Origin of the sequence: Pseudomonas sp. REB1044 (assembly GCF_038813925.1) — a bacterium.
Lineage (GTDB): Bacteria > Pseudomonadota > Gammaproteobacteria > Pseudomonadales > Pseudomonadaceae > Aquipseudomonas > Aquipseudomonas boreofloridensis.
Window position 1 is genome coordinate 3,181,376 of the sequence record NZ_CP046139.1, and the last position, 26,811, is coordinate 3,208,186.

At 68.2% G+C, this 26,811-nt stretch carries 14 protein-coding genes and 2 pseudogenes; 15 read left to right on the forward strand and 1 reads right to left on the reverse strand.

Annotation, left to right across the window (positions count from 1 at the left end; all coding sequences use genetic code 11):
* Positions 1-62 precede the first annotated feature (62 nt).
* From GKC70_RS14425 to GKC70_RS14495, 15 genes and pseudogenes are all read left to right on the forward strand, one after another.
* Positions 63-3,335, forward strand: coding sequence for an amino acid adenylation domain-containing protein (locus GKC70_RS14425; RefSeq protein WP_342649050.1), 3,273 nt, complete (start codon positions 63-65; stop codon positions 3,333-3,335).
* Positions 3,230-6,517 carry an amino acid adenylation domain-containing protein gene (locus GKC70_RS14430; protein WP_342651529.1) on the forward strand — a complete coding sequence of 1,096 codons (3,288 nt, stop codon included), beginning with the start codon at positions 3,230-3,232 and terminating at the stop codon, positions 6,515-6,517. Before GKC70_RS14425 ends, GKC70_RS14430 begins: the two co-directional genes overlap by 106 nt.
* A 40-nt stretch (positions 6,518-6,557) precedes the next feature.
* On the forward strand, positions 6,558-12,020 hold the full coding sequence (locus GKC70_RS14435; RefSeq protein ID WP_342649051.1) for an amino acid adenylation domain-containing protein: 5,463 nt from the start codon (positions 6,558-6,560) through the stop codon (positions 12,018-12,020).
* Complete coding sequence (locus tag GKC70_RS14440) at positions 12,017-13,756, forward strand: ABC transporter ATP-binding protein (protein ID WP_342649052.1); 1,740 nt, start codon at positions 12,017-12,019, stop codon at positions 13,754-13,756. The genes GKC70_RS14435 and GKC70_RS14440 overlap by 4 nt, the downstream gene beginning before the upstream one ends.
* Positions 13,753-15,498, forward strand: a complete 1,746-nt coding sequence (locus GKC70_RS14445) for an ABC transporter ATP-binding protein (RefSeq protein ID WP_342649053.1) — start codon at positions 13,753-13,755, stop codon at positions 15,496-15,498. The genes GKC70_RS14440 and GKC70_RS14445 overlap by 4 nt, the downstream gene beginning before the upstream one ends.
* Positions 15,492-16,592 carry a saccharopine dehydrogenase gene (locus GKC70_RS14450; protein WP_342649054.1) on the forward strand — a complete coding sequence of 367 codons (1,101 nt, stop codon included), beginning with the start codon at positions 15,492-15,494 and terminating at the stop codon, positions 16,590-16,592. Before GKC70_RS14445 ends, GKC70_RS14450 begins: the two co-directional genes overlap by 7 nt.
* Positions 16,589-17,623 (forward strand): class I SAM-dependent methyltransferase, encoded by a 1,035-nt coding sequence (locus GKC70_RS14455; RefSeq protein WP_342649055.1) that lies wholly within the window; start codon positions 16,589-16,591, stop codon positions 17,621-17,623. Before GKC70_RS14450 ends, GKC70_RS14455 begins: the two co-directional genes overlap by 4 nt.
* Positions 17,620-19,344, forward strand: coding sequence for a class I SAM-dependent methyltransferase (locus GKC70_RS14460; protein ID WP_342649056.1), 1,725 nt, complete (start codon positions 17,620-17,622; stop codon positions 19,342-19,344). Before GKC70_RS14455 ends, GKC70_RS14460 begins: the two co-directional genes overlap by 4 nt.
* On the forward strand, positions 19,322-20,530 hold the full coding sequence (locus GKC70_RS14465; RefSeq protein ID WP_342649057.1) for a cytochrome P450: 1,209 nt from the start codon (positions 19,322-19,324) through the stop codon (positions 20,528-20,530). Before GKC70_RS14460 ends, GKC70_RS14465 begins: the two co-directional genes overlap by 23 nt.
* Positions 20,527-21,660 carry a Gfo/Idh/MocA family oxidoreductase gene (locus tag GKC70_RS14470; RefSeq protein WP_342649058.1) on the forward strand — a complete coding sequence of 378 codons (1,134 nt, stop codon included), beginning with the start codon at positions 20,527-20,529 and terminating at the stop codon, positions 21,658-21,660. Before GKC70_RS14465 ends, GKC70_RS14470 begins: the two co-directional genes overlap by 4 nt.
* A complete protein-coding gene (locus GKC70_RS14475; protein WP_342649059.1) occupies positions 21,657-22,376 on the forward strand; it encodes a VOC family protein in 720 nt (239 codons plus the stop codon). The genes GKC70_RS14470 and GKC70_RS14475 overlap by 4 nt, the downstream gene beginning before the upstream one ends.
* Positions 22,369-23,966: pseudogene (locus tag GKC70_RS14480) on the forward strand (AMP-binding protein). The gene GKC70_RS14475 and the pseudogene GKC70_RS14480 overlap by 8 nt, the downstream one beginning before the upstream one ends.
* Entirely contained in the window at positions 23,963-24,721 is a 759-nt protein-coding gene (locus GKC70_RS14485; RefSeq protein WP_342649060.1) for an alpha/beta fold hydrolase, read from the forward strand. The pseudogene GKC70_RS14480 and the gene GKC70_RS14485 overlap by 4 nt, the downstream one beginning before the upstream one ends.
* A complete protein-coding gene (locus GKC70_RS14490) occupies positions 24,718-25,026 on the forward strand; it encodes an isochorismate lyase (RefSeq protein WP_342649061.1) in 309 nt (102 codons plus the stop codon). Before GKC70_RS14485 ends, GKC70_RS14490 begins: the two co-directional genes overlap by 4 nt.
* On the forward strand, positions 25,023-26,390 hold the full coding sequence (locus GKC70_RS14495; protein ID WP_342649062.1) for an isochorismate synthase: 1,368 nt from the start codon (positions 25,023-25,025) through the stop codon (positions 26,388-26,390). The genes GKC70_RS14490 and GKC70_RS14495 overlap by 4 nt, the downstream gene beginning before the upstream one ends.
* A 44-nt stretch (positions 26,391-26,434) precedes the next feature.
* On the opposite strand, the pseudogene GKC70_RS14500 reads toward GKC70_RS14495, so the two are convergent.
* Positions 26,435-26,732 (reverse strand): annotated as a pseudogene (locus tag GKC70_RS14500) (dienelactone hydrolase family protein); the annotation flags it as partial.
* Positions 26,733-26,811 lie beyond the last annotated feature (79 nt).

A 26,811-nucleotide genomic window follows, 5' to 3' on the forward strand; every position in this document is an offset into this window, starting at 1 on the left:
ACAACCTTCCAATGCCTGGGCCAACCCCGGCCCGGACCCTAGCTATGAGAAAACGTTGAGCCATGGCAACACCCAGCACCTCAACCGTCACCCTGCTGCGCCAATCCCTCTCACAAGCCTTGGAAATACCAGCCGAACAGATTCCACTGGATGCCAACTTGATCGAATGGGGCCTGGATTCAGTCACCCTGATTCGCCTGGTCGGCCAGTGGCGCCGCCAAGGCCTGGCCGTGCGATTCGCGGACCTGGTGGCCGACCCACGCCTGTGCAGTTGGCTGGCCCGGCTTGACGCCACGCCCAACCTCGACACCACGCCCAGCGCGCTGCAACACGACGAGCAGCAAGCCTTCGAACTGGCCCCCATGCAGCACGCCTATTGGGTTGGGCGCGCCCCGGGCCAGCAACTGGGCGGCGTGGCTGCGCACTTCTACAACGAGTTCGATGGCGAAGGGGTCGACCCCGCACGGCTAGAAGCGGCCGTGCACCAGTTGCTGGCGCGCCACGCCATGCTGCGCGCGCAGTTTCTCGACGACGGCCGCCAGCGCATCCTCGCCAAAAGCCCCTGGCCAGGGCTGAAGGTTCACGACCTGCGCACACACGATGCCGAGCAGGCCAACGCGCGCCTGGCGCACCTGCGCACGCGTCTGTCCCACCAGCAACTGGACGTGGCCCAAGGCGAGGTGCTGGACATTCAGTTGTCGCTGCTGCCCGACGCCCTGCGCCCCGCAGGCACCCGCCTGCACCTGAACCTCGACATGCTTGCCGCCGACGCCCTCAGCCTGCGCACCCTGCTACGCGACCTGGTGCACCTTTACCAGCAACAACCCCTGGCAGCGCTGGGCTACAGCTTTGCCCGCTACCTCGCCGAACAGCGCCAGGAACACGCCAGTGCCGAGTACCGTGCGCGGCACCAGCAGGACCGTGACTACTGGCTGCAACGCCTGGCGCAGCTGCCCAGCGCCCCGCGCCTGCCCATCGACCTCAACGACCGCAACGCAAGCCAGGTGCTGCGCCGCCATCACTGGCTTGCCCCTGCCGCGCGCCAAGCCTTCGAGACCCACGCCCGCGCCCACGCCCTGACCCCGGCCATGGCCTTGGCCGCCGTGTTCTGTGAAGCCTTGCAGGCCTGGAGCGACGACCCTGCGCTGTTGCTCAACCTGCCGCTGTTCGACCGCGCGCCACGGCACGCCGATGTCGACCAGCTAGTGGGCGACTTCACCTCGTCGATCCTGCTGGCTTGGGATGGCAGCGTCAGCGGCACCTTCGCCCAACGCGCCAGCGCCCTGCAGCGGCGCTTCCACGAAGACGCCAGCCATGGCAGTTTTTCCGGCCTCGAAGTGCTGCGCGAACTGTCGCGCCAGCGCGGCGAGCAAGTGCTGGCGCCGGTGGTTTACACCAGCGCCCTGGGCTTGGGCGAGCTGTTCCCCGAGGGCGTGCAGGCGCACTTCGGCCAGCCGGCCTGGATCATCTCCCAAGGCCCGCAGGTATGGCTCGACGCCCAGGTCACCGAACTGGACGGCGGCCTGCTGGTGAACCTCGACGCCCGCGAGGGCCTGTTCGCCGAAGGCGTGCTCGATGCACTGTTCCAGGCTCATATCGACCTGTTGCAGCGCTTGTGCGAACACGCCGAGGCCTGGCAACGCCCCACGACAGCGTTGCTACCCGAGCGCCAGCGCTCGGTTCGCGAACGGTCCCAAGGGCACCGTACAGCGTTGCCGCAACAACGCCTGCATGAGGGCTTCTTCGCCCAGGCCCAACGCACGCCACACGCGCCAGCGCTGCTGTTCGGCGACGACGGCCTGTTGCGCTACGCCGAACTGGCCGAGCGTGCCCTGCAACTGGCCGCATACCTCCAGGCGCAGGGCGTACAACGAGGCGACGTAGTGGCGCTGCAACTGCCCAAGGGCCCGCAGCAGGTGATCGCGGTGCTGGGCATCCTAGCGTGCAGCGCCACCTACCTCCCCATCGGCGCCGACCAGCCCGACAGCCGACGCCAGAGGATCCTCGACTCGGCCAACGCCCGCCTGCTGCTGACCGAGTTACCCACAGGCGGTAACCCGCTACCTGCGCCGCACCCCGGCACCCCGCACGACCTGGCCTACATCCTCTACACCTCAGGCTCCACCGGTGAGCCCAAAGGCGTTGAAATAAGCCACCTGGCCGCCGCCAACACCCTCGACGACCTGCAACGGCGCCTGCTGCTCGACACCCATGATCGAACCCTGGCGCTGTCGGCACTGGAATTCGACTTGTCGGTGTACGACCTGTTCGCCGCCTTGTCGGTCGGCGCTGCGGTCATCTGCATCGCCCCCCACGAACAACGTGACGCCGAACGCTGGCGCGCCCTGGCGCTCAAGCATCGAGCCAGCGTGCTCAACTGCGTGCCGGCATTGCTGGACATGCTGCTTAACTGCGCGCCAGCCGAAGCGTCGCTGCCCCTGCGTGCAGTGCTGCTCGGCGGTGACAAGGTTGGCCCAGAGCTCGCCCCGCGTCTGTGGGCCCAGGCGCCCGACTGTCGCTTCCTGGCCTTGGGCGGCGCCACCGAAACCGCCATCCACTCGACACTGTTCGAAGTGCTGCCCGGCCAGGCGCTGAACTGGCACTGCCTGCCCTACGGCAAGCCGCTGGACAACGTCAGCCTGCGCATCGTCGACGCCCAAGGCCATGACTGCCCCGACTGGGTCGCTGGCGAGCTATGGATCGGTGGCGCCGGCGTCGCCCAGGGCTATCGCGCCGACCCCATACGCAGCGCCGAACGCTTCGTTCAACACCAAGGGCAACGCTGGTACCGCACCGGCGACAGCGCTCGCTACCACCCCGACGGTAACGTCGAGTTCCTAGGGCGCAGCGACTTCCAGCTCAAGCTGCGCGGCTACCGAATCGAAGCCGGGGAAATCGAAAGTGCCCTGGTGGCTTGGCCGGGCATCGAGCAAGCTGTGGTGCTGCTGGCCGGACAACGCCTGGCGGCAATGGTGCGCCTGCAGGACGGCCCACTCGAGCCCATGCCCCTGCAACAACCCGGGCTTGAACGGCATCTGGCCGAACGCCTGCCGGCGTACATGATTCCCGAGCACCTGCTGGCCTGCCGGCAACTGCCGTTGACCGCCAACGGCAAGGTCGACCGCAAGGCTCTGCTCGAACAGTTGCAGCGCCAGAGCACGCCCATCGATCAAAGGCTCACCCCACCCAGGGCGCCGTCGAACAGCGCGTGGCGCAAACCTGGCAACAATTGCTTGGCTGCCCCGAGGTTCACCGCGAGCACAACTTCTTCGCCCTCGGCGGCGACTCGCTCAGCGCTACCCGCCTGGTGCGCCTGTTGGCCGACCAAGGGGTGACCGGCATGCGCCTGGCCCAAGTGTTCGCCCAGCCCGTGCTGGCGGCGTTCTGCGCCGACCTGAACGTGAGCGAGCCGACCCAACAGCAGACCAGTATCGTGGCCGACTTGGCCAACCGCCACGCGCCCTTCCCCATGACCGAAGTCCAGCAGGCCTACTGGCTGGGCCGCGACCCGAGCCTGGTGCTGGGCGGCGTCAGTTGCCACTTCTATCGCGAATACGACGTGCCGGGCCTGGACCTGCCGCGCCTGCAAAAGGCCCTGCAACGCCTGGTCGCACGCCATGAAATGCTGCGCACGGTGTTCGACGCCCAGGGCCAGGCGTACATTCTCGAAGAAGTACCCAGGTTCGTGATCGGCCAGCACCACAGCAGCCTGCAGACCCTGCGCGAGCACTGCGCACACCGCGTGTTCGACCCAGCCCAGTGGCCGCTGTTCGACGTGCAAGCCTTCACCGATGGGCACCACACGCGCCTGGCGATCGGCCTGGACAACCTGATCCTCGATGCCCTGAGCATCCTGCGCTTCTACGCCGAACTCGACGCGCTGTACCGCGACCCAACCCTTGAACTGCCGCCGCTGCACCTGTCGTTCCGCGACTATCAGTTGCAGGCCGCCCCAGCCCCCGCCGAAGTGCAAGCCGCACAAGCATTCTGGGACGAGCGCCTGCCCAGCCTGCCGCCACCGCCACAACTGCCCCTGGCAAGCGACCCGGCGCGCCTTGGCACCCCGCGCTTCGCCCGCCTGCAAGGCCATGTGGACGCCGATGCCTGGCGCGCGATCCTCGGCAAGGCCCGCCAGCACGGCCTGACGGCCTCGGCCGTGCTGCTGTGCGCCTTTGCCGACACTCTGGGCCGCTGGAGTGCGCGGCCAGACCTGACCCTGAACCTGACCCTGTTCGACCGTCGCCCGCTGCATCCGCAAATCGACCACGTGATGGGCGACTTCACTTCGCTGACCTTGCTCGGCCACGAGCCGCGCCCCGAAGACACCTGGGTGGCACGCGCCCAGCGCACCCAACAGGCCTTGGGCCAGGCCCTGGAGCACCGCAGCCTCGGCTCGGTCAGCCTGCTGCGCCAGCTAGCGCGCAGCCGTGGCGAGCCGCAGGCGATCATGCCAGTGGTGTTCACCAGCGCCCTGGGCGTGCCCGACGGCACCGCAGCGCCGCTGGACGGCCCCTTCGCCCGGCAGGTGTTCGGGCTCACCCAGACACCGCAGGTGTGGCTCGATCACCAAGTGGTCGAGGCGCATGGCGGCATCGCCTTGAACTGGGACCGGGTGCTTGGCTTGTTCCCCGAAGGCATGGTCGAAGCCATGTTCGACGCCTACCTGCGCAGCCTGCACTGGCTGGCGAGCAACGCCTGGGAACAGGCACCACCAGACTTGCTACCCCAAACACAGGCACAACTGCGCTCACGCCTCAACGCCCCGCACGCCAACGCACCCGGCGATACCACCCTGCACCAGGGCTTCTTCGAACACGCCCGACAAAACCCAGGGCGCAGCGCACTGCTGTGGGGCGAGTACGGCGCACTCAGCTACGGCGAACTAGCCGAGCAAGCACTGCGCATCGCCCACGCCCTGGTCGCCGCGGGCGTGGCCACAGGCCAACTGGTGGCCGTTTCGCTGGCCAAAGGGCCACAACAAATCGCCAGTGTGCTCGGCGTGCTGGCCGCCGGCGCGGCCTACCTGCCCGTTGGGGTCGACCAGCCGCGCCAGCGCTGCCAACGCATCCTCGAACAGGCTGGCGTCACGCTGATGATCGCTGCCCACAACCCCGAACTGCCCGGCATCGATCACCTCTCGCCGCAGCAGGCCCTGCTGGCGGCGCCCCTGCCCGGGCCGTTGCCGGTGACGGCGGATACGCTGGCCTACGTGATCTACACCTCCGGCTCCACCGGCCAACCCAAGGGTGTGGAGATTACCCACCGAGCGGCCATGAACACCGTGGCCGAGATCAACCGCTGCTACGACGTCAGTGCCCAGGACCGCGGCCTGGCCTTGTCGGCGCTGGACTTCGACCTTTCCGTGTACGACCTGTTTGGCCTGCTGTCGGCAGGCGCCGCCCTGGTACTGATCGAAGAAACCCAGCGCCGTGACGCCCGCGCCTGGCTCAGGGCACTGCACCGGCACGGCGTGACCCTGTGGAACAGCGTTCCAGCGTTGCTGGCGATGCTGCTGGAGGCCAACGCCGACAGCAGCCAGCCGCTACCGCTGCGCTTGGCCCTGTTGTCCGGCGACTGGATCGGCCTCGACCTGCCCCCGCGTCTGGCCGCGCAGGCGCCGGGTTGCCGCTGCATCGCCCTGGGCGGCGCTACCGAGGCGGCCATCTGGTCCAACCACTTCGAAGTGCGCCAGCCCCTGCCGGGCTGGCGTTCGATCCCCTACGGCACACCTCTGCGCAACCAGGCATACCGCGTGGTCGATGCCTTCGGCCGGGACTGCCCGGACTGGGTTACCGGCGAGCTGTGGATCGGCGGCGCCGGGGTTGCCCAGGGCTATCGCCAAGCTCCGCAACTGACCGCCGAGCGCTTCGTCAACGGCTGGTACCGCACCGGCGACCTGGGCCGCTACCACCCCGATGGCCTGCTGGAGTTTCTGGGCCGCGCCGACACCCAGGTGAAGCTGCGCGGCCACCGTATCGAGCTGGGTGAAGTGGAGGCCGTGCTGGCTCGCCACCCCGAGGTAGAACAGGCCGTGGCACTGGTGGCGCCGCCTGGCCGCCTGCTGGCCGCCATTACCGGCAGCGCCACGGCCCAGCGACTGGCAACGCACCTGGAGCAAAACCTGCCGGCGTACATGCGCCCAGAACGCATCCTGCACCTGGAGCAACTGCCGCTGAGCACCAACGGCAAGGTCGACCGCCGCGCCCTGCTGGCTGAACTCCAAGCCGCCAGCCAAGCCCCGGAGCAAATCGACGAGCAGCCGCTGAACCCCAGCGAACAGCTGGTGGCCGAGCTCTGGCAGCAACTGCTGGAGGTGCCGCACATCTCGCGCCACGACAACTTCTTCCGCCTGGGCGGCGACAGCCTGCTGGCCACGCGCTTCCTGGAAATGCTGCGCAGCCGCCTGGGCCTCGAACTGCCCATGGGCCAACTGTTCGGCGCCGCCAGCCTGGCCGAGGTGGCCCACACCCTTGACCACCACGCCACCCCAGACACCGTCGAGGAGGGCGTCATCTGACGCCCCGCCCCCCCCCTATTCGCAAGGAGCCGTCACCGTCATGCCTGCCGCAAAACTGCTAAGTGAACTCCAGTCCCTGGGCGTCGCCCTCTGGCCCCAGGACGGGCAACTCAAGTTCCGCGCCCCCCGAGGCCTGCTCGATGAGCGCTACCTGGAGCGGCTGCGCCAGCACAAGCAGCAGATCCTGCAACTGCTGCAAGCCCAGGAGCGCCCGGAGGTGAAGGCCGACGAGGCCAACCGCCATGCACCCTTCCCACTCACCGACGTGCAGAACGCCTACCTGCTGGGTCGCCAATCGTCATTCGGTTACGGCGGCGTGGCCTGCCACGGCTACCTGGAACTGATCTGGCCAACCCTAGACCCACAGCGCGTCGAGGACGCCTGGAACCGCTTGATCGAGCGCCACGACATGCTGCGCGCCGTCGTCGCCAGCGAAGGCTCGCAACGCGTGCTGGCCGAGGTGCCACGCTACGTGCTGGCCAGAGATGACTGGCGCGCCGCCGATGCCGAGCAGCAACGCCATGGCCTGACGCGCATCCGCCAGGCCATGGAACAGAAGCTCTACCCCACCGAGCAATGGCCCATGTTCGAACTGCGCCTGAGCCGCAGCGATGCAGGCGACACCCTGCACTTTTCCATGGACTCGCTGATCGCCGACTGGGCCAGTGCGCAACTGCTATTCAACGAGCTCGAACAACTGCTGCAAGACCCTCACGCTCACCTTCAGCCGTTGGACATCCAGTTCCGCGACTACCTGCTGGCCGAGCGCGGCCTGCTCGAAGGCAGCCGCTACCAGCGCGACCGCGACTACTGGCTGGCGCGTATCGATGAGTTGCCCAGCGCGCCACGGCTGCCCAAGCCGATGGGCGGCGAGCGCAGCGACCCCGCACGCTTCAGCCGCCACGGCGCCCACCTCGACGCCAGCCAATGGGCCGCGCTGAAAGCCTGTGCCAGCGAGCACGGCCTGACCCCATCCATCGTGGTGCTCGGCGTCTACGCCAGCGTGCTGCAGCGCTGGAGCCAGCAGCCGACGTTCAGCCTCAACCTGACCCTGCTCAACCGTCTGGCCCTGCACCCACAGGTAGACAGACTGGTCGGCGACTTCACCTCGGTAAGCCTGTTGCAGGTAGGCGATGCCCACGGCCTGGACTTCACCACCCAGGTACGGCAGCTGGGCGGCCAACTGTTCAGCGACCTGGAGCACCGCCTGTTCTCGGGTATTCAGGTAATGCGCGAAATCGGCCGACGCCGTGGCCGCGAAGCGGCCGCCATGCCCGTGGTGTTCACCAGCGCCATTGGCCTTGCGTCCGAGACCCCAGGCGCCAGCCAGCGTCAGGTTGGCTACGGCATCACCCAAACGCCCCAGGTAACCCTGGACTGCCAGGTAATGGACGACCGCCACGGCCTTCACGTGCACTGGGATGTGCGCCAAGGCGTGTTCCCCGAAGGCCTGGTCGAGGACATGCTGCAAGCATTCACCCAAGCGTTGCAGGCCCTGGCCCGCGACCCGGCCGCCTGGCAGCAGCCCTTGCAGGTGGCGCTGCCGGCCTGGCAGCAAGCCGAGCGCCTGGCCGCCAACGCCACCGCCGCCCCGGTGCCCGAAGGGCGTCTGCAGGACGACTTCCTGAACATGGCCCGGCACCGGCCCAATGCGCTGGCGGTCATCGCCGCCGACGGCTGCCTGAGCTACGCCCAACTCGCCAGCCGCGCACAGGCCGTGGCCGGGGCCTTAAGCGATGCAGGGTGCGGCGCGGGCGAACCCGTGGCGATCCTCATGCCCAAGGGCCTGGACCAAGTCGTGGCTGCCTACGGCGTGTTGCTGGCGGGCGCGGCCTACCTGCCGCTGGACAGCAACGCCCCCGCCACCCGCCGTGACCGAGTGTTGGCCAACGCCAAGGTGCGTCACGTACTGGGCCAGTCCCAGGCGCTGCCGGCCAGCCCACTGCCCGAGCACCTGCATTGGCACGCGGTCGACGTGCTGGCTGCACGCGACTTCACCCCCAAGGTAAGCAACGCCGACGACCTGGCCTACGTGATCTACACCTCTGGCTCCACCGGCGAGCCCAAGGGCGTGATGATCAGCCATCGCGCCGCCCTGAACACCGTGCTGGACATCAACCGGCGCTTCCAGGTGGCCGCCCACGACCGCATTCTTGGCCTGGCCCAGCTCAGTTTCGACCTGTCGGTATACGACCTGTTCGGCCCCCTGGCGGTCGGCGCGACGCTGGTGCTGCCCGACCCCGCGCGCGGCGCCGACCCGTCCCACTGGGCCGAGCTTGTGCAACGCCACCAGGTGACCCTGTGGAACTCAGTGCCTGCGCAGATGCAAATGCTCAGCCACTACCTGCAAGCCGAACCGCGCCCGCTGGACAGTCTGCGCCTGGCCCTGCTGTCTGGCGACTGGGTGCCACTGAACCTGGCGCCGCAACTGGCGCAACTGCTGCCAGGGCTGACACTGGTGGCCCTGGGCGGCGCCACCGAAGCCTCGATCTGGTCCAACCTGCACCCCATTGGCGCCATCGACCCGGCCTGGCGCAGCATTCCCTATGGCCTGCCGTTGGCCAACCAAGGGTTTCGCGTGCTCGACGCCCACTGGCGGGATGCCCCGACCTGGGTGGCGGGCGAGCTGTACATCACCGGCATGGGCCTGGCCCAGGGCTACCTGAACGACCCGGTCCTGAGCGACGCACGCTTCTTCGCCCACCCGCTGGATGGCCAGCGCCTCTACCGCACAGGGGACCGTGGCCGCTACCTGCCCGGTGGCGAGCTGGAGTTCCTGGGCCGCGAGGACGGCCAGGTGAAAATTCGGGGTCACCGCGTAGAGCTGGGCGAAATCGACGCCGCGCTGCTCGGCCTGCCCGGCGTGGAAAACGCGATCAGCCTGGTGCTGGACGATGCCGGCGAGCGCAGCCTGCTGGCGTTCGTCACCGCAGCCCGAGGCGAAGCCGAACCCCTGCCAGACACCCGCTTGCTGAACACCATCGGCCGCTACGCCGACAACCAGGTGGGCCAATTCGATGCCCAGCAGGTGCGTGCCTACCAGGCAGACCTGGACAGCGCCGCCCTGGGCGCGATGTTGCAGGTCATGACTCAGGCCAAGCTGTTCCGAGGCGAGCTGGAAACACCAGACACCGCGAGCATCCTCCACGCCCTGCACGTCGCACCGCAGCACCACTGGCTGCTGCGCCGCTGGCTGCACGCCCTCTGCCAGGCCGGTTGGCTGCACGCGCAGGGCGGCGTTTACCGGCTGGCGAACACCCCGCGCGAGGCCGCCCAGGCCTGGTCCAGGCTTGAGCAGGCTGTGGCCTCGGGCCTGTGCAGCCAAGCGCTGCTCGACTACCAGCGCAGCCATGTACAGCAGTTGCCCCAACTGCTCAAAGGCGAAATCAACCCCTTCGACCTGCTGTTCCCGCAAGGCCGGCAAGACATCGCCTTGCAGCTGTACGGTGGCGATGCGGTATCGCGCTACAACAACAACGCCATTGCCGCACTGATAAACCGCCTGGCGACCCAGTTCGACGGCAACGGCCCGTTGCGCCTGCTGGAAATCGGCGCAGGCACCGGCGCCACCAGCGCCCCGGTGATCGCCCTGCTCGACGGCCTTGAGGTGGACTACCGCTTCACCGACCTCACGCCCTTCTTCCTGCCCGCAGCACGCGAGCGCTTCGCCGACCACCCCTGGGTGCGCTACGGCGTGCTGGACATCGACCAGCCACCGCGCCAACAGGGCATGACCAGCCAGAGCGCCGACATCGTGCTGTGCGCGGGCATGCTCAACAGCGTGCAAGACATCGACAACGCCCTGTCGCACATCGTCGAACTGCTGAGCCCCGGTGGCTGGCTGGTGTTCAGCGAGCCCACCGGCGAATGGCCGGCGATCCTGCTGACCCAGGGCTTCATGATGACCCCGTTGGGCGCCGACCATGCCCACGGGCGCAGCGGCCTGCGTGAGGCGTCGAGCTGGCAGGCGCGCATCGCTGCCTTCGGTGGCGAATGCCTAGCGCTGCTGCCCCATGATGACCACCCCCTGGCGGCCCTGGGCATGCGCGTATTCGCTGCCCGCTTCAAGGCCGGTGTGCAACGCCTGAGCGTGGACGCGTTGCGCGCGGCCCTCGCCCAGCGCCTGCCCGACTACATGCTGCCCGCGCACCTTCAAGTGCTCGACCGGCTGCCGCTGACCCTCAACGGCAAGGTCGACCGCGCTGCGCTGGCGCAGTGGCGCCCGGTGCTCAACGCCCAGCTGGACGATGCCCAGGACTCAACCCCCGCCGACCCATTAGCCGCCGCCCTCTGCCAGCTGTGGGCACAGGCCCTGGGCCTGGCACGAATCGGTATGGACGACAGCTTCTACGAAAAAGGCGCCGACTCGCTGATTCTCGCTCGGGTCGCCGGCCAGTTGCGCGAACAGTTCGCCGAGGCCCAGGCGCACAGCTACGACACCCTGCTGCGCCAGATGCTCAACGAACCCAACGTCACCGCCCTGCTGCGCTTGCTCAAGCATGGCCAGGCCGCCCCTGACACCCCTGGCAACGCAGGCCAAGCCCAGCGCAGCAGCAACGCCCTGGTGGTGCCCTTCGGCGGTGGCGAGCAAGGGCCGGTGCGGGTGATGTTCCATGCCGCCCTCGGCACCCTGGACTACTTCCAGCACCTGGGCCGGGCCCTGGCCGAGCAACAGGCCGGGCCGGTGATCGGCTTCGCCGTAGCCGACACCGAGCAGTACCTGGCGCTGGAGCCCAAGCGCCTGATCGAGCAAGTGGCCCAGGATTACGCCGAGCGCCTGATCGCCGACGGCCACCAGCGCTTCCAACTGATCGGCTACTGCCTCGGCGGGCTGCTCGCCACCGAGGTGGCGCGGCGCCTGCTCGAACGCGGCCTCGAGGTGGTGAACCTGAGCCTGATCGACAGCATCCCGATGTTCATCGACACCGACGAAGAACTGGCCTACGAGGCGATCTTCGTGCCCAACCTCAACCTCGACCCGGTCAAGGCGGTGTTCGGCGAACAGGTGCAGGACATCGACGTGTACCGCGCCATCGAACTGCTAATGAGCCGTGGCGAGCGCCGCGTTCCCGCCGGCGCAATGGCCGCGCTGAGCGGCGACCCAGGCCTTGAAGCCTTGGCCCAGGCGGTGCGCCAGCAAGCGGCGCGCAGCCAGGACGAGCGCCTGGCCGACTACGCCCGCCAGGCCGCAGGCCAGGCGGGCGTACCCATCGGCCCGGAACTGGTCCCCACCTTGTTCCGCGTATGCCGCCACAGCATGCGTGCAGCGCGCTTCGACCCGCTACCGCTGCTGGGTGACATCACCTACTTGCGCTGCCTGGAGCAGCAGTCGTTCGGTATCACCGGCGGCGTCGGCCACCTGGCTGCGCCATTCTGGGAAAACACCTGCCTGGGCCAGTTCGAGCTGATCGACGTGCCGGGCAACCACTTCAGCGTGATCGAACCACCCCACGTGCACACCGTCACCGCCCACCTGCTCGAGGCCCTTCGGAAAACCCAATGACCACTGCACTGGATACCCTCAAACGCCCGGTCACGCCCCTCATCCGCCTGGGCGTGCTGTGCGCCGCCGTCGGAGCGCTGGTCAACCTGGTGCCCTTCATTGGCCTCACCGAACTGGGCCGGTTGCTGCTGGACGGCCACGCCGAACCCGGCGCGCTGTGGCGCTGGGCCGCGCTGTTGGTGCTGTCCTTGGCCCTGGGCTGGATGGCCAGCGGCATCGCCTTGTGGCTGACGCACCTGGCCGACCACCGCCTGCAAGTCAGCCTGCGCGAGGCCATGGTGCGCAAGCTCGGCCGCGTGCCGCTGGGCTGGTACACCGACACCACCTCCGGCGCGGTGCGCAAGGTGGTGCAGGACGACCTCGAAGACCTGCATCACCTCATCGCCCACCACGCGGTGGAGCACACCACCGCGCTGGTCACGCCACTGACCGGGCTGCTCTGGTTGGCCAGTCTGAACTGGCGCCTGGCACTGCTGGCACTACTGACCCTGCCGGTCTACGCGGTCGCCTATGCCCTGATGATGCGAGGCTTCGGCAGCAAGATGCAGTTGCTCGACCAGGCCATGACGCGGGTCAGCGCCGCCATCGTCGAGTTCGTCCATGGCATTGCTGTGGTCAAGGCCTTTGGCCGGGTGGGCGAGGCGCACCGCAGCTACCGCCAGGCTGTCGACCAGTTTGGCCAGCAGTACGCCGGTTGGGTGCGCCCGCTGCTGCGCCTGGAAGCGTTCTCGTCGATGGCCCTGAGCGTGCCAGTGATTCTGCTGGCAAGCCTGGGGGTCGGCAGCCTGCTGGTGGCCAAGGGCTGGATCACGCCCCTTGAGCTGTTCGCCGAAACCCTGGTGGCGGTGGTGATCCCGCAGTCGCTGCTGGTCATCAACCAAAGCCTGACCGCCCAACGCACCGCCCTGGCAGCTGCCGAGCGCATCGAAACCCTGCTGAACGTCGAGGAGCTGCCCTGCCCTGCTCAAGGCAGCACGCCTGCGGGCCGCGACATCCGTTTCACCGACGTTCATTTTGGCTACGACCCGCAGCATTTGATTCTCAGGGGCGTCGACCTGCACTGCCCGGCGGGCACGGTAACGGCATTGGTGGGGGCTTCGGGGGCCGGCAAGTCGACCCTGGCCAAGCTGGTGCCGCGCTTTCACGATGTCACCGCAGGCCAGGTGCAGCTTGGCGGTGTCGATGTGCGCGACATCGCCCCTGAAATCCTTTACCAGCAGGTCGGCTTCGTCTTGCAGGACGCGCAACTGGTGCACGGCAGCGTGGCCGACAACCTGCGCCTGGGGCGCCCCGAGGCTAGCGACGACGCCCTGCACGCCGCAGCACGTGCGGCGCAGATCCACACGCGAATCATGGCCCTGCCCAGGGGCTATGCCTCGGTGATCGGTGAAGACGCGATCTTCTCCGGCGGCGAAGCCCAACGCCTGTCCATCGCCCGCACCCTGCTGGCCGACACGCCAGTGCTGGTGCTCGACGAGGCCACCTCCCATGCCGACCCCGAATCCGAAGCGCTGATCCAGGACGCCCTGTCGGCCCTGGCCAAAGGGCGCACGGTACTGGTGATCGCCCACCGCCTGGCGAGCATCAGCGGGGTCGACCAGATCGTCGTGCTCGACCAGGGCAAGGTGCTCGAGTGCGGCCCTCACCACGACCTGCTGCAGGCCGACGGCGCCTACGCCCGCCTGTGGCGCGCCAGCGCCGAAACCACTGCCCCCGACCTGGAGATGTCCTCGTGATCCGCAGCCTGCTCACCCTGCTGGGCCCGGCCCAGGCCGGGCGCCTGTACCGCTACCTCGCCTGGCTGGTGGCCAGCGCCGTGCTCCAGGGCTTGGCGGTGGCGCTGCTGGTGCCGATCCTGCAAGCGCTGTTCGCCAGCAACCTGCCCAAGGCCCTGGCCTGGCTCGGCGCCCTGGCGGCGATGGTGGTGCTGACCTGCATTGCCCATTACCAGCAGGCCATGAAGGGCTTCGCCTTGGCCCTGGTGGTACTGACCACGCTGCACGACCGGTTGGGCCAGCACCTGATGAGCCTGCCTCTTGGCTGGTTCAACAACGAGAAAGTCGGGCGCCTGTCGCGCAGCGCCACCAGCGGCACGCTGATGGTCACTGGCCTGTTCGCCCATTACCTGGGGCCGGTGGTCTCGGGCATGGTGATACCCGCCACCGTGGCGCTGACGCTGTTCGTGTTCGACTGGCGCCTGGGGCTCACGGCGGTGGCCTGCGCGCCGCTCATCTACCTCACCCACCACTGGTCGGCCAATGCCATTGGCGCCAACGACCAGCGGGTAGAGGCCGCCGCGACCCTGGCCGGTAACCGGGTGGTGGAATTCGCCCGCTACCAGCAAGTGCTGCGCGCCTTCGGCCAGGCCCAAAGCGGCTACGCGCCGTTGCAGTCGGCCAACCAGGCACAGAAGGCCGCAGGCGGCTCGATGCTGTCGCAGACCTTCCCCAGGCTGCTGGCCGGCGGCCTGTGCGTGCAGTTGGCCTTCGCCCTGCTGGTGGGGGTGGGCATCGCCCTGGCCAGCAGCGGAGAAATCGACGCGATCCAGTTGGTCGCCTTGCTGGCCTTGGCTGCCCGCTTCGTCGGGCCGCTGGCCGAGGCTGCCGCACGCAGCGGCTTGCTGCGCATGGCCGGCAACGACCTGGAGCAACTGGCCGACATCCTGCGCACCGCACCACTGGCGCAACCGGAGGTCAGCCAGGCGCTGAGCGCCCCCGGCAGCCTGGCGTTCGAACAAGTGAGCTTCGCCTACCCCAGCGGCCCGCCGGTGATCGAGCAACTGAGCTTCAAGGTGGCGCCACGCTCAATGACCGCCATCGTCGGTGCCTCAGGCTCCGGGAAAACCACCATCACTCGCCTGCTGATGCGCTTTTTCGATGCCAGCGAAGGCCAGGTCAAGGTGGGCGGCGTGGACGTGCGTGCGTTGTCCAGCGAAGCGCTGATGGCCCAACTGTCGCTGGTGATGCAGGACGTGTACCTGTTCGACGACAGCCTGGAGGCCAACATCCGCGTTGGAAACCCCGACGCCAGCGCCGAACAGGTGGCTGAAGCGGCGCGCCTGGCAGGGGTCGACGAGATCGTCGCGCGTCTGCCCCAGGGCTGGGCCACGCCGGTCGGCGAAGGTGGCGCCAGTTTGTCGGGCGGCGAGCGCCAGCGCGTATCGCTGGCCCGAGCCCTGCTCAAGCGCGCGCCGATCGTGTTGCTGGACGAAGCCACGGCAGCGCTCGACCCGCAGAACGAAGCCTATGTGCAAGCGGCCATCCGCACCTTGATGCACAGCGCCACGGTGCTTGTGATCGCCCACCGCCTGCCGACCATCATGGCGGCCGACCAGATTCTGGTGCTGGACCGTGGCCGCCTGGTGGAAGCCGGCACCCATGCGCAGCTACTGGCCGGCAACGGCCGCTACGCCGGGTTCTGGCATGACCGCCAGCGCGCCAGTGGCTGGCGCCTGAACGCGCAGGAGCCCGCATGCTGATCGGCGTGGTAGGCGCACGCGGCGATGTGGGCCTGGCCACGGTGCAGGCCCTGCTTGCCCTCGGTTTGCAGCACCTGCGCCTGGGCGGACGCGATGCCATGGCAGGCTCGCGCTGTCTGGCCGAGCTGCGCCAGCAGTGGCCAGCAGCACACCTGCAATGGCAAACCGTGGACTTCGAAGATGCCCCAAGCCTTGCGCGTTTCGCCCAGGGCTGCGAGGTGCTGGTGAACTGCGCAGGCCCGGCATGGCGCCTTGCCGGGCGCTGCGCCCAAGCCGCGATGGACGCTGCGGCGCACTTCGTCGACGCCGCCGACACCCTGCACCCTCCGACACCCGGCCCAGGCCGCTGCATGGTGTTCGGCGCCGGCCTGCAACCGGGGCTCACCGGCCTGCTGCCACGCTGGCTGGCCGAGCGTGGCTTCACCCAGGTGCATGCACTGACCAGCTATTTCGGCCTGCGCGACCACTTCACCCTGGTGGCCGCCGACGACTTTCTGCAAGGCGCCACGGACGGCTCCAGCGAGCCGCTGGCGGCCTGGCGCAATGGCCGCAGCCCGCGTGCCCTGGCGCGCCGTCGCGAGGCGCGGTTGCCGTGCTTCCAAGGCGCAGTGCAGGTGCTGCCGTACCTGAACCACGAAGGCGAACGCTTGGCCCGGCAACTGGGCCTGGCGGACGGGCAATGGTTCAGCGTGATCGAGGACGGTCACGTGCTCAAGGCGCTCGACCTCGCCCATGGCCAGCCCCGCGCAGAAGCCGCCCAGCGCCTGCGCCAGGCCAGCCTGCTCGACCTCGGCGGCCAAGCGCCCTTCGTCACCCTGCTGGTGCAACTGGACGGCCACCTCCAGGGGCAGCCCATCACCCGCAGCGTGCTGCTGGGCGGTGCTGGCAACGCCGCCCTGACCGGCGCCATGGCCGCGGCCAGCACCCTGAGCGTGGTGCGCAGCGAGCTGCCCACTGGCCGTCACCACGCCGCCCAGGTGCTGCCTGCGGCCCTCACGCTGGAGCGCTTGCAACGCACGTCGGCGATCCGCGCGCTGACCTGCATCGACCTACCCATCGATCACCTGCACCACGCCGAGGAAGGCACCCTGTGACCCCAGAACTTGAACAACTGAACCAACTGAGCCTGGCCGCCATGGCACAGGTGCTGCTGAGCCACGACGCCCTGCCCGAATACACTTGGCGCAGCCCCGCGCAGATCGAACAGGCCCTGGGCTGCGCGCCCCGGCATGCCTGGGTACTGCGCCGCTGGCAGGTGGCACTGCTGAACGCGGGGTGGCTACGCGAAAACCAGGGCCGCCTCGCCTGGCATTACCGCCCTCACGCACCGCTGCTGGAGCAACTGCCGAGGCTGTATGCCGCACTGGGCTTTGCCGCCAGCATGGCCGCACTGCATGGGCGGGTGATCGAGCATTTGCCCGAGCTGCTGCGTGACCAGCGGGCCCTGGCGCCGCTGCTGTTCGAAAGCGGCGAGCCAGTAGCGATACTGGGCGCCTACCAGCGCAACCGCTACACCGCCGCGATCAACCAGACGCTGGGCGACCGGGCCTGCACGGTCAAGGCCGCAGGTGAGCGCCTGCAAGTGCTGGAGCTTGGCGGCGGCGCAGGCCACACCACCGAAGCCGTGCTCGCAGCCCTGCAAGGCCGGGCACTGGACTACCACTTCAGCGACCTCAGCGCGATGTTCAAGGTGGCCGCGCAACGCCAGTTCCGCCTGGAGCCGGACATGCGCTTCGAGCTGCTCGACATCGACCGGCCATTGCTCGAACAGGGCATCGACGCAAGCAGCCTGGACTTGGTGATTGCCGGCAACGTGCTGCACAACGCCCACGACCTTGCGCGCACGCTGGGGCATATCCGCGCCGCCCTACGCCCGGGCGCCACCTTGCTGTTCAGCGAATCCATCGCCGACAACCCGGCGATGCTGACCTTCATGCACCTGTTGCTGTCGCCCGCCGAAGGCATGCCGGCACGGGCCAGCGACGAGGTGTTCCTGCCTGTAGAGGCGTGGCGAAGCGCCTTGCACGCCAGCGGGTTCGCGCTGGTGGAGGTATGGCCAGACGAGCAGCAGCCGCTGGCCGAGGCCGGGCAACGCCTGTTCCTGGCCGTGGAGGGCGAACGATGAAGCTGAGCGTGAATACCCTGCTGGTGGACGTATCTGGCCACTCGCCCCTGTGGCATTTGCCGCCCACCATCGACTTGGGCGAGCACCGCCTGGCCCCGGCGCGCCTACTGGCCGAACTGGAGCGCCAGCAGCCCGAGGTGGTACTGATGGACATCGAGCAACTCGAACGCCTGCTGGCCTTTCCCGGCCTGGCCTTGAGCGACCTGAGCCACTTGCGCCATCTGCTGTTCGTAGCCCCCACGCCTGGGCACACCGCCCTGGCCAAGCGTGCCGCCGCGCAGTTCGCCTGCACGGTGCGCGGCTACACCTACCTGGATGACCAATGGCAGGCCCTGGACAGCCTGCAAACCGAGCACGAACACAGCTGCCAGCGCGCCCTGGCGCACCCGGCGGTCAGTGCCGCCGCCCTCGACGGCCAAGTGCTGTTCGTCGTGCCCCACCCTTGCTCACCCACATTGGTGGACGACCACCTGGACGTCACTGCCGCGGCCATGAACCAGCAAATGGACGACCAACAGTTGGCCCAGGCCGTGCAACTGGACCAGCAACTGGCCCACGCCGCGCTGCTGAGCATGCTCTATGGCCTGGACCGCTGCGGCCTGCTGCCCGCGCCCCTGGAGAACGTCGCCGCCAGCCTGGCCAACGCCGGCATCGGGCCCGGCCAGCGTGCGCTGGTCGCACGTTGGCTCGACGTTCTGCAAGCACAGGGCCTGTTGCGCCGCGACGGTGTGCAGCTGTACCCCACGGTCGCTGCCGACACCTGGAGCCTGGAGGCCCTGGAGCAGGCCTGGGCCAAACTGGCGCCCGCCTGGGCGAACAATACCGGTGGCCACGGCACCATCGACTATGCCCGCGACAACGCCCGCGCTTTGCCTGCGCTGATGCGTGGCGAACGCGCCGCTGTGCACTTGCTGTTCCCCGAAGGCCGTACCGAACGGGCTGCGGCGTTGTACCGCGAGAGCCTGGCCGCGCAGTACCAGCACCAGGCGGTGGCCCATTGGGTGGCGGCCTGGGCAGCTCGCCAGAGCCATGGCGCGCCGCTGCGCGTGCTCGAGGTGGGCGCCGGCACCGGGGCCACCACCCAGGCGGTGCTGCCCGCACTGGCCAAGGCCGGGGTGGCGCTGGACTACCTGTGCACCGATGTCTCGCGCTACTTCGCCGAACAGGCGGTCGCACGCCATGCCCACTGGCCCTGGGTGCGCCACGGCGTATTCGACATCGACCGCCCAGCCCTGGAACAGGGCCGCACCACCCAGGCATGGGACCTGATCGTCGCCGGAGGCGTGCTCAACGCCGCCCGCGATACCGACCGCACCCTGGCCACCTTGTACGCCTTGCTCAAGCCCGGAGGTTGGCTGGTGTTCAGCGAGCCCACCCGTGAGGAATTCTGGGTCATGGCCTCCCAAGCTTTCATGCTCGAGCAGGCCGCCGACGAGCGCCAGCACGGCAGCAGCACCTTCCTGGACCTCGCTCAGTGGCAAGCAGCGCTGGCGCGCACGGGTTTTCAAGGCAACCGCAGCCTGCCTGGCGCCGACCACACGCTGGCCCCGCTCGGCCACCGGGTGTTCGTCGCCCAGGTGCCCCACCAGCGCCTGAGCCGCGAGGCCCTGGCCGCACATCTGCAGGCCCCCGGCCTGCGCATCGAGTTGCCCGAGTACCTACCCGAACCTTCCACGCTGAGCCAATGGGCCAGCCTCAGTGCCGCCAAGGACCTGCCATGACTTCCCCACCTGCCCTGTGGCGTACCCGTTCAACCGCTTCACCGACCTGCAACTGGCCGACGCCTATCGCGATGCGCAAAACGCCCCAGGGCTGTTGCGCATCCAGATGCCTATCGGCGCGCCAGCATGGCTTGCCACCCGCTACGACGACGTGCGCCTGGTGTTGGGCGACCGTCGTTTCAGCCGAGGCGAAGCCTTGCGCCGCCCCGACGCGCCACGCGCCTTCGCCCGTATCGCTGGCGGCATCGTGATGATGGACCCACCGCAACTGACGCGCATTCGCTCGCTCGCCGCCCAAGCCTTCACCCGGCGCCGCGTCGAAGCCCTGCGCCCGCATGCGCGCACGCACGCGCACCAACTGATCGACCGCATGCTCGCCGCTGGGCCACCCGCGGACCTGGTGAACGACTTTGCCTTGCCCATTCCCCTGGCGCTGATCTGCGAACTGCTGGGCGTGCCGCTGCAGGACCGCGACCGCTTCAAGCGCTGGAACGACTCGCTGCTCTCCACTCGCCCCGAAGATGCCACGCAAACCCAACAGCACCTCGGTGAGCTGGCGGCCTACATCAAAGGCCTGGTTGCAGAACGTCGAAGCACGCCTAGGGACGACTTCATGACCGCCCTGACCCAGGCTCACGAAGAAGGCGAGCACCTGAGCGAAGAGCAGTTGCTGCTGTTGTGCATCGCCATTCTGGTGGCGGGCTACGAAGGCAGCGCCTCGCAGATTCCCAACTTCATCCAGGTGCTGCTGGACAACCCGCAGCAATGGCAACAACTCAAAGACGATCCCGAGCAGGTGCCCGCTGCGGTCGAGGAATTGCTGCGCTACATCCCCCTGGCATCGGCGGCGATGTTCGTGCACTACGCCCTGGAAGACATCCAGGTCGGCGACACCCTGGTACGCCAGGGCGAGGCGGTATTCGCCTCCATCGGCGCGGCCAACCACGACCCGGCACGCTTCCCGGCCCCCAACACCCTCGACTTGCAGCGCGACACCAGCGGCCATTTCGGCTTCGGCCATGGCCTGCACCACTGCATCGGCTCGGCGCTGGCCCGCGTCGAGTTGCAGGAAGCCTTGCGTGCGCTGGTGGAGCGCATGCCCAACTTGCAGCGCTGCGGCGACGTGCAGTGGAAGACCGACACCTTCTTCCGCGGCGCCCACTGCCTGCCGGTGACCTGGGCATGAGCGGGCGTAAACGTGTGGTGGTGGCTGGCACCGCGTTCGGCCGCATCTACCTGCAAGCCATCGCCCGGGCCAAGGCCGACTATGAACTGGTGGGCATTCTTTCGCGGGGCAACGCCTATTCACGCGCCTGCGCGGCACACTATGGCGTTGCGCTGTACGAAACGGTCGAACAACTGCCCGATACCGTCGACATCGCCTGTGTGGTGGTGCGCTCCGGGGCCACCGGCGGCCCCGGCAGCGAGCTGGCCCAGGCCCTGTTGCGCCGGGGCATTCACGTGTTGCAGGAACACCCGGTGCACCACCGGGAAATCGCCGCGTGCTTGCAGGCAGCGCGCCAGGGCCACGCGGCCTACGCGGTCAACACCCTGTATCCGAACCTGCTGGCCGTGCGCCGTCTGCTGGCGGTGGCCGCCTACCTGCGCGAGCAGCAAGGGCTGGCCTACATCGACGCCAGTTGCAACAGCCAGGTGGCCTACCCGCTGCTGGACATTCTCGGGCGCCTGACCGGCGGCCTGCGCCCCTGGGCCTTCGCCGCCCCTGCCGAGAACCTTGGCGCGCAGCCGTTCACCCGGTTGGCCGCCAGCTTCGCGGGGGTGCCTATCAGCCTGCGTATCCAGAACCAGGTGCACCCACGCGACCCAGACAACCATTCATTCCTGCTGCACCGCCTCGAGGTGGGCTGCGAGGCCGGCGTGCTGAGCCTGGCCGACACCCACGGCCCACTGCTGTGGAACCCACGCCTGCATGCCCCGCGTGATGCCACCGACCGCCTGCTCATGGCCGGGCCCGGCAGCGAGCGCCTGGCCGGGCCGACATTGGTGACCCTCGATGCCCAGGTGCCAGCCTCCTACCACCAGGTGTTCAACCAGACCTGGCCAGACGCCGTAGTGGTCGCCCTGGGCGAGCTGTGTCGCGACATCGAGGCACCCGAACGGCGCCTGCACAGCGGGCGCTGGGCCACCGAAGTATCCATGGCCTGGGCCGAAATGAACCGGCTGCTCGGCATGCCCACGCTGATCGAACCTGCCGAGCCCGCCGCGCTGGCGCTGACTGAGTTGCAGGCCCGCGCCGACGCGGTGCTTGCCCCTTGCGGTGACGACACCGCGCAACTGCTGGGAGCCTTGCTGTGAAAACCCCGCTACCTGAATCGACCTGCAGCCATGTGCTGCTGTGGGTGCGCGACCTGCACCAGGCCGTTGCGAACTTCCGCGGCGCAGGCTTCGAAGTTATCTACGCAACGGCCGAAGCCCGCGCGCAGCATGCGCACATCTGGTTCAGCCAGGGGCCGATCATCGAGCTGCTGACCACCCCGCGCCACGCCTGGCTGTTCAAGTGGCCCATCGACTGCCTGGCCGGCCCTGGTGCTGGGCGGCGCATGCTCGGTTGGGCGGCGCGGGGCGAAGGTTTCTGCGACCTGGCCCTGCTGTGCGAAGACCAGGCACTGGATGCACGTCTGGCAGCGCTGAACGTCGGCGGCGTGAACATGGGCCGCACGGTGCGCTGGAAACGCACCTGCGCAGATGGCAGCCACACACGCTTTCGCTTCGTCTACACGCGCCAGCCGAGCCTGCCTTTTCTGGTCACGCCCTACCAGCCGCGCCAGCACCCCGAGGCGTTGCTACACCCCAACGGCGCTACCAGGCTGGCCGCCATCCACCTGGGGGTGCACCCCGACGACCAGGCCGCCGTCGACCTGCTGGCCGGCACCGACCCCGTGCTGGTCACCCACCCTGCTTCGCGCACCGGGGTTACCTCGGTGACCGTCGCCGGGCTCGCACACCCCCTGAACCTGCACGGCGCCACCCTGGCGAGCCACCCCATCATCCAAGGAGATTCCCATGCTTGAAGGCTGCACAGACTGGCCCGAGGACTTTATCCAGCGCTATCGCCAACAAGGCTACTGGCAGGGGGCGCCACTTGGGCAACTGCTGCGCGAACAGGCCCAGCGCACGCCAGAGCGCGAAGCGCTGGTGGACGGCCCGCGCCGCTGGCGCTACGCCGACCTGGACCTGCATGCCGACCGCCTGGCCTCGGGCCTGGCCGAGCTGGGCATCGGCGCGGGTGACCGGGTGCTGGTGCAATTGCCCAACATCGCCGAGTTCTTCAGCCTGATGTTCGCCTTGCTGCGCCTGGGCGCGGTGCCGGTGTTCGCCCTGCCCGCACACCGCGAACACGAACTGCGCCACCTGGCCGAGCTGACCCAGGCAGTGGCCTATGTCATTGCCGACCGCCACCTGGGCTTCGACTACCGCCCCTGGCCCGCACCCTGCGCCAGCAGGTCAAGGGGCTGCGGCACGTGCTGGTGGTGGGTGAGACCGAAGAGTTCGAAGCCCTCGAGCACTGCCAGGCCAGCCCTCGAACGCTGCCTGCGCCGTCGTCCCGCGAGGTGGCGGTGCTGTTGCTGTCTGGCGGTACCACGGGCCTGCCGAAGCTGATTCCACGCACACATGACGACTACGCCTGCAACGCTCGCCTGGCCGCCCAGGCCTGTGGCTTCGACCTGCACACCCGCTACCTGGCGGCGCTGCCGGTGGCGCACAACTTCCCGCTGGCCTCCCCTGGCGCGCTGGGGGTGTTCAGCGTCGGCGGCACCCTGGTGCTGTGCCCCGAGCCAAGCCCGGATACCGCCTTCGAGCTGATCGAGCGCGAGCGTATTACCCACACCGCGCTGATTCCGCCGTTGGTGCAGCTGTGGCTGGAAGTCGCGCAGTGGGACGAACACGACCTCAGCAGCCTGCGCACCCTGCAGGTGGGCGGCGCTCGGCTCAAGGCAGAAATCGCCGCACGCATTCAACCCACCCTCGGCTGCGGCCTGCAGCAGGTCTATGGCATGGCCGAGGGGCTACTGTGCTTTACCCCGCTGGACGGCCCACAACAGCAGGTGTTCGAAACCCAAGGCCTGCCGCTGACCGAAGCGGACGAAATTCGTATCGTCGATGCCGACGACCGCCCGGTAGCGCCAGGCGAGGTGGGCGAGTTGCTGGTGCGCGGCCCCTACACCATTCGCGGCTACTACCGGGCCGAAGAGCAAAACCTGCGCGCCTTCACCGCCGACGGTTTCTACCGCAGCGGCGACCTGGTACGGCGTTCGCCACAAGGCCACATGATCGTCGAAGGGCGCAGCAAGGAGGTGATCAACCGCGGCGGCGAAAAGGTGCCCGTGGAAGAGATCGAGAACCTGCTACTGAGTCACCCGCACATCATCGACGTGGCGCTGGTGGGGGTGCCTGACGAGCTGCTGGGCGAGCGCAGTTGCGCCTGCGTGCTGGCCCGCGAGCCCAAGCTCGACCTGGCCTCACTCAACGCTTGGCTGCGCGAGCGCGGCGTAGCTGCCTACACCCTGCCAGACCGCTTGCAAGTGTTGCCACGCTTTCCCTTGACCCGCTTGGGCAAGGTCAACCGCAAGGCCCTGGCCGAGCAGGTGGCAGCGTCATGATGCAGGCCTCGAACCCTTGGTTGCGGGCACTGCGCCAGGGCGAACGCCCCAGGGCGCGCCTGGTGTGCCTGCCCCATGCCGGCGGCAGCGCCAGCTTCTTCCGCCCGTGGCTTGCACACCTGCCGGCCGACATCGACCTGCTGGCGGCGCAATACCCAGGCCGCGAGGAGCGTTTCAGCGAGCCCTGCGTACCGTGCCTGGCCACGCTCGCCCATCACGTCAGCGAGGCGTTGCTGGCCCTGTCCCACTGCCCGGTGCTGCTATTCGGCCACAGCATGGGCGCCGCCATCGCCTACGAGGTGGCGCTGCACCTGGAACAGGCGGGCCAAGGCGTCAGCCATGTGTTCGTTTCCGCACACCCCCCACCCCATCGGCAACCCCACAGCGACCTGCACCGCCAGGACGATGCCAGCCTGATCGCCGACATTCGCCGCCAGGCCAGTGATACCGCACGCCTCTGGGACGACCCCCAGGTGCGTGCGCTGTTCCTGCCCACGGTGCGCAGCGACTACCAGGCCATCGAAACCTGGGGCCGCCAGCACCTGCACGCGCTGGCGGCGCCACTGGACGTGCTGCTGGCCCACGCCGACCAGGAAGTCAGCCTGGAGCAGGCCAGCGCCTGGCGCGACCTGACCCGCCATACCCCCGATATCCAACTATTCGACGGCAACCATTTCTACCTCCGTCAGCAGGCACGCCCGGTGATCGACCACCTGCTTCGGCGTGCCGCCTCATCCCTTGGAGCCCAGCCATGAAAACCCCGGAAAACTGCATAGACCTGATGGACATCCGCCAGGCCATCGACACCCTCGACGAACAGATCATCCGCACCCTTGGCCTGCGCATGCGCTACGTCAAGGCGGCCTCGGCGTTCAAGCCCGACCAGGCCAGCATCGCCGCGCCCGAGCGGGTGGCTGCGATGCTGCCCCGGCGCCGCTCCTGGGCCGAGCAGGCCGGGCTCGATGGCGAGTTCATCGAGCACCTGTTCAACCAGATCATTCATTGGTACATCGCCGAACAAACCGCCTATTGGCTGCACAACCAGAGCAAGGCGCTATGACAGCGGTAGACCTTCCCGCGCTGCTGGCGCTGTTCGAGCAAGCCCGCCTGCGTGCCCAGGCGTTGCAGCGCCCGGTACTGGCGGTTGGCACTTGCCCGGCCCCTGGCCTTGACCCGCTGCAACTGTACGAAGCCCAGCGTGAGGGATTTTTCTGGAGTGCCCAGCAACCGCGCTTGACGCTGTTCGGCCAGGGTTGCCAATGGCAGGTCGAAGCCGGTGGCGAACAACGCCTGGCCGAGGTTCAGCGCCGGTGGCAGGCACTGTGCGCCGACGCGTTGCTAGACGGCCCCCTGGCGCCGCTGCTGCTTGGCGGCATGCGCTTCGATTCACGAACGCCCAGCGCGCCCCATTGGGCGCCGTTCGCTGACGCCAGTTTCCAGCTGGCGCATTGGCTGGTGAGCGAAGATGCCAGCGGCTGCTGGCTGCGCTGCCAGCGCCTGGTGGAGCCCGGCAGCGACCCCCTCACCCTGGCCCATGCAAGCCTGGCTGCCTACCAGCGCTTGCTGGCACCCAAGCCCCATGGCGCCAGCATGCCTGCGGTGGTAGAGCGCACTGCGTTGCCGGCGACGCTGTGGCAGCACAAGGTCGAAAGGGCGCTGCGGGCCATCGATGACGATCATTTGAGCAAGGTGGTGCTGGCACGGCATATCGAGTACCAACTCGACACGGCCCTGGACAGCGGCGCATTGATACGCCGCCTGCACGAAGGTCGCGGCCAGGCGCACCTGTTCGCGCTGCACCGCGACGGGCATTGCTTCCTGGGCGCAACGCCAGAGCGCCTGCTCAGCGGCCAAGCAGGCTACCTGAGCACCCACGCCCTGGCCGGCACCGTAAGGCGTGGGCAAACGCCGGGCGAAGACCAGGTGCTGGGCGCGACCTTGCTGGCGGACCTCAAGGAACGCCACGAGCACCAGCTGGTGGTCAGCAGCATCGTCGAGGGCCTGGATGCATTGGTCGACGAATTGCAAGCCGCCCCAGACCCCAAGCTGCTGAAACTGGCCAACGTGCAGCACCTGAGCACGCCGATCAAAGCCCGGTTGCGGGGTGGGCGCAGCCTGCTGGACGGCGTGGCGGCGCTGCACCCGACGCCAGCGGTGGGCGGCCTGCCGAGGGCCTCAGCGCTGCGTTTCATCCGCGACCATGAAGGTTTTGACCGCGGCTGGTACTCAGCGCCCGTAGGTTGGATGGATGGCAATGGCAACGGCGACTTCCTCGTCGCCCTGCGCTGCGCACTGCTCACCTCACGCGGCTGCCACCTGTTCGCCGGGTGCGGCATCGTTCAAGGGTCGCAGCCGGTCAATGAATATGAAGAAACGCAGATCAAGCTGGCCAACATGGAACGAGCATTGGAGGTGTCGGCCTGAACAGGGCTGCAAAGCAGCCCATTGATCGTGATACCTCACCCAGTTCAGCGTTCGGTGCTATCCCACCAACGTTGCATCAGGGTGTTGGAAGGCAAGCTCTCATCCAGCACATGCGCGCTGTCTCCACCCCTGCGACCGGCAGCCCTTCGGGGTTCAGCAGGCCAATATGCATCAGCACGCTGGGCTGGCTTGGTCCCAGTAGAAGCGCTTGTGATATAGCTTGTCGCCAAGCAACTTCACCCTCCCAGCATGGAATTTCCAAGGCCTTGCCGGTCGGCGCGACGTTGGCAGCAGCCAGTCAATTTTCGTGATGTGGGTGAAGCACAGGATGAACTCGTCGACGAAATGCTCATGAGCCCAGGTTACCTTTTTGGTACCTCTATGACTGGCACATACCGAGAAGACCATCCGCGAGCATGAG

Bases quoted from the DNA above. Each gene is read 5' to 3' on its own strand.
- GKC70_RS14435 (WP_342649051.1), top strand. From the start codon at position 6,558: ATGCCTGCCGCAAAACTGCTAAGTGAACTCCAGTCCCTGGGCGTCGCC.
- GKC70_RS14425 (WP_342649050.1), top strand. From the start codon at position 63: ATGGCAACACCCAGCACCTCAACCGTCACCCTGCTGCGCCAATCCCTC.
- GKC70_RS14495 (WP_342649062.1), top strand. From the start codon at position 25,023: ATGACAGCGGTAGACCTTCCCGCGCTGCTGGCGCTGTTCGAGCAAGCC.
- GKC70_RS14490 (WP_342649061.1), top strand. From the start codon at position 24,718: ATGAAAACCCCGGAAAACTGCATAGACCTGATGGACATCCGCCAGGCC.
- GKC70_RS14460 (WP_342649056.1), top strand. From the start codon at position 17,620: ATGAAGCTGAGCGTGAATACCCTGCTGGTGGACGTATCTGGCCACTCG.
- GKC70_RS14450 (WP_342649054.1), top strand. From the start codon at position 15,492: ATGCTGATCGGCGTGGTAGGCGCACGCGGCGATGTGGGCCTGGCCACG.
- GKC70_RS14440 (WP_342649052.1), top strand. From the start codon at position 12,017: ATGACCACTGCACTGGATACCCTCAAACGCCCGGTCACGCCCCTCATC.
- GKC70_RS14470 (WP_342649058.1), top strand. From the start codon at position 20,527: ATGAGCGGGCGTAAACGTGTGGTGGTGGCTGGCACCGCGTTCGGCCGC.
- GKC70_RS14485 (WP_342649060.1), top strand. From the start codon at position 23,963: ATGATGCAGGCCTCGAACCCTTGGTTGCGGGCACTGCGCCAGGGCGAA.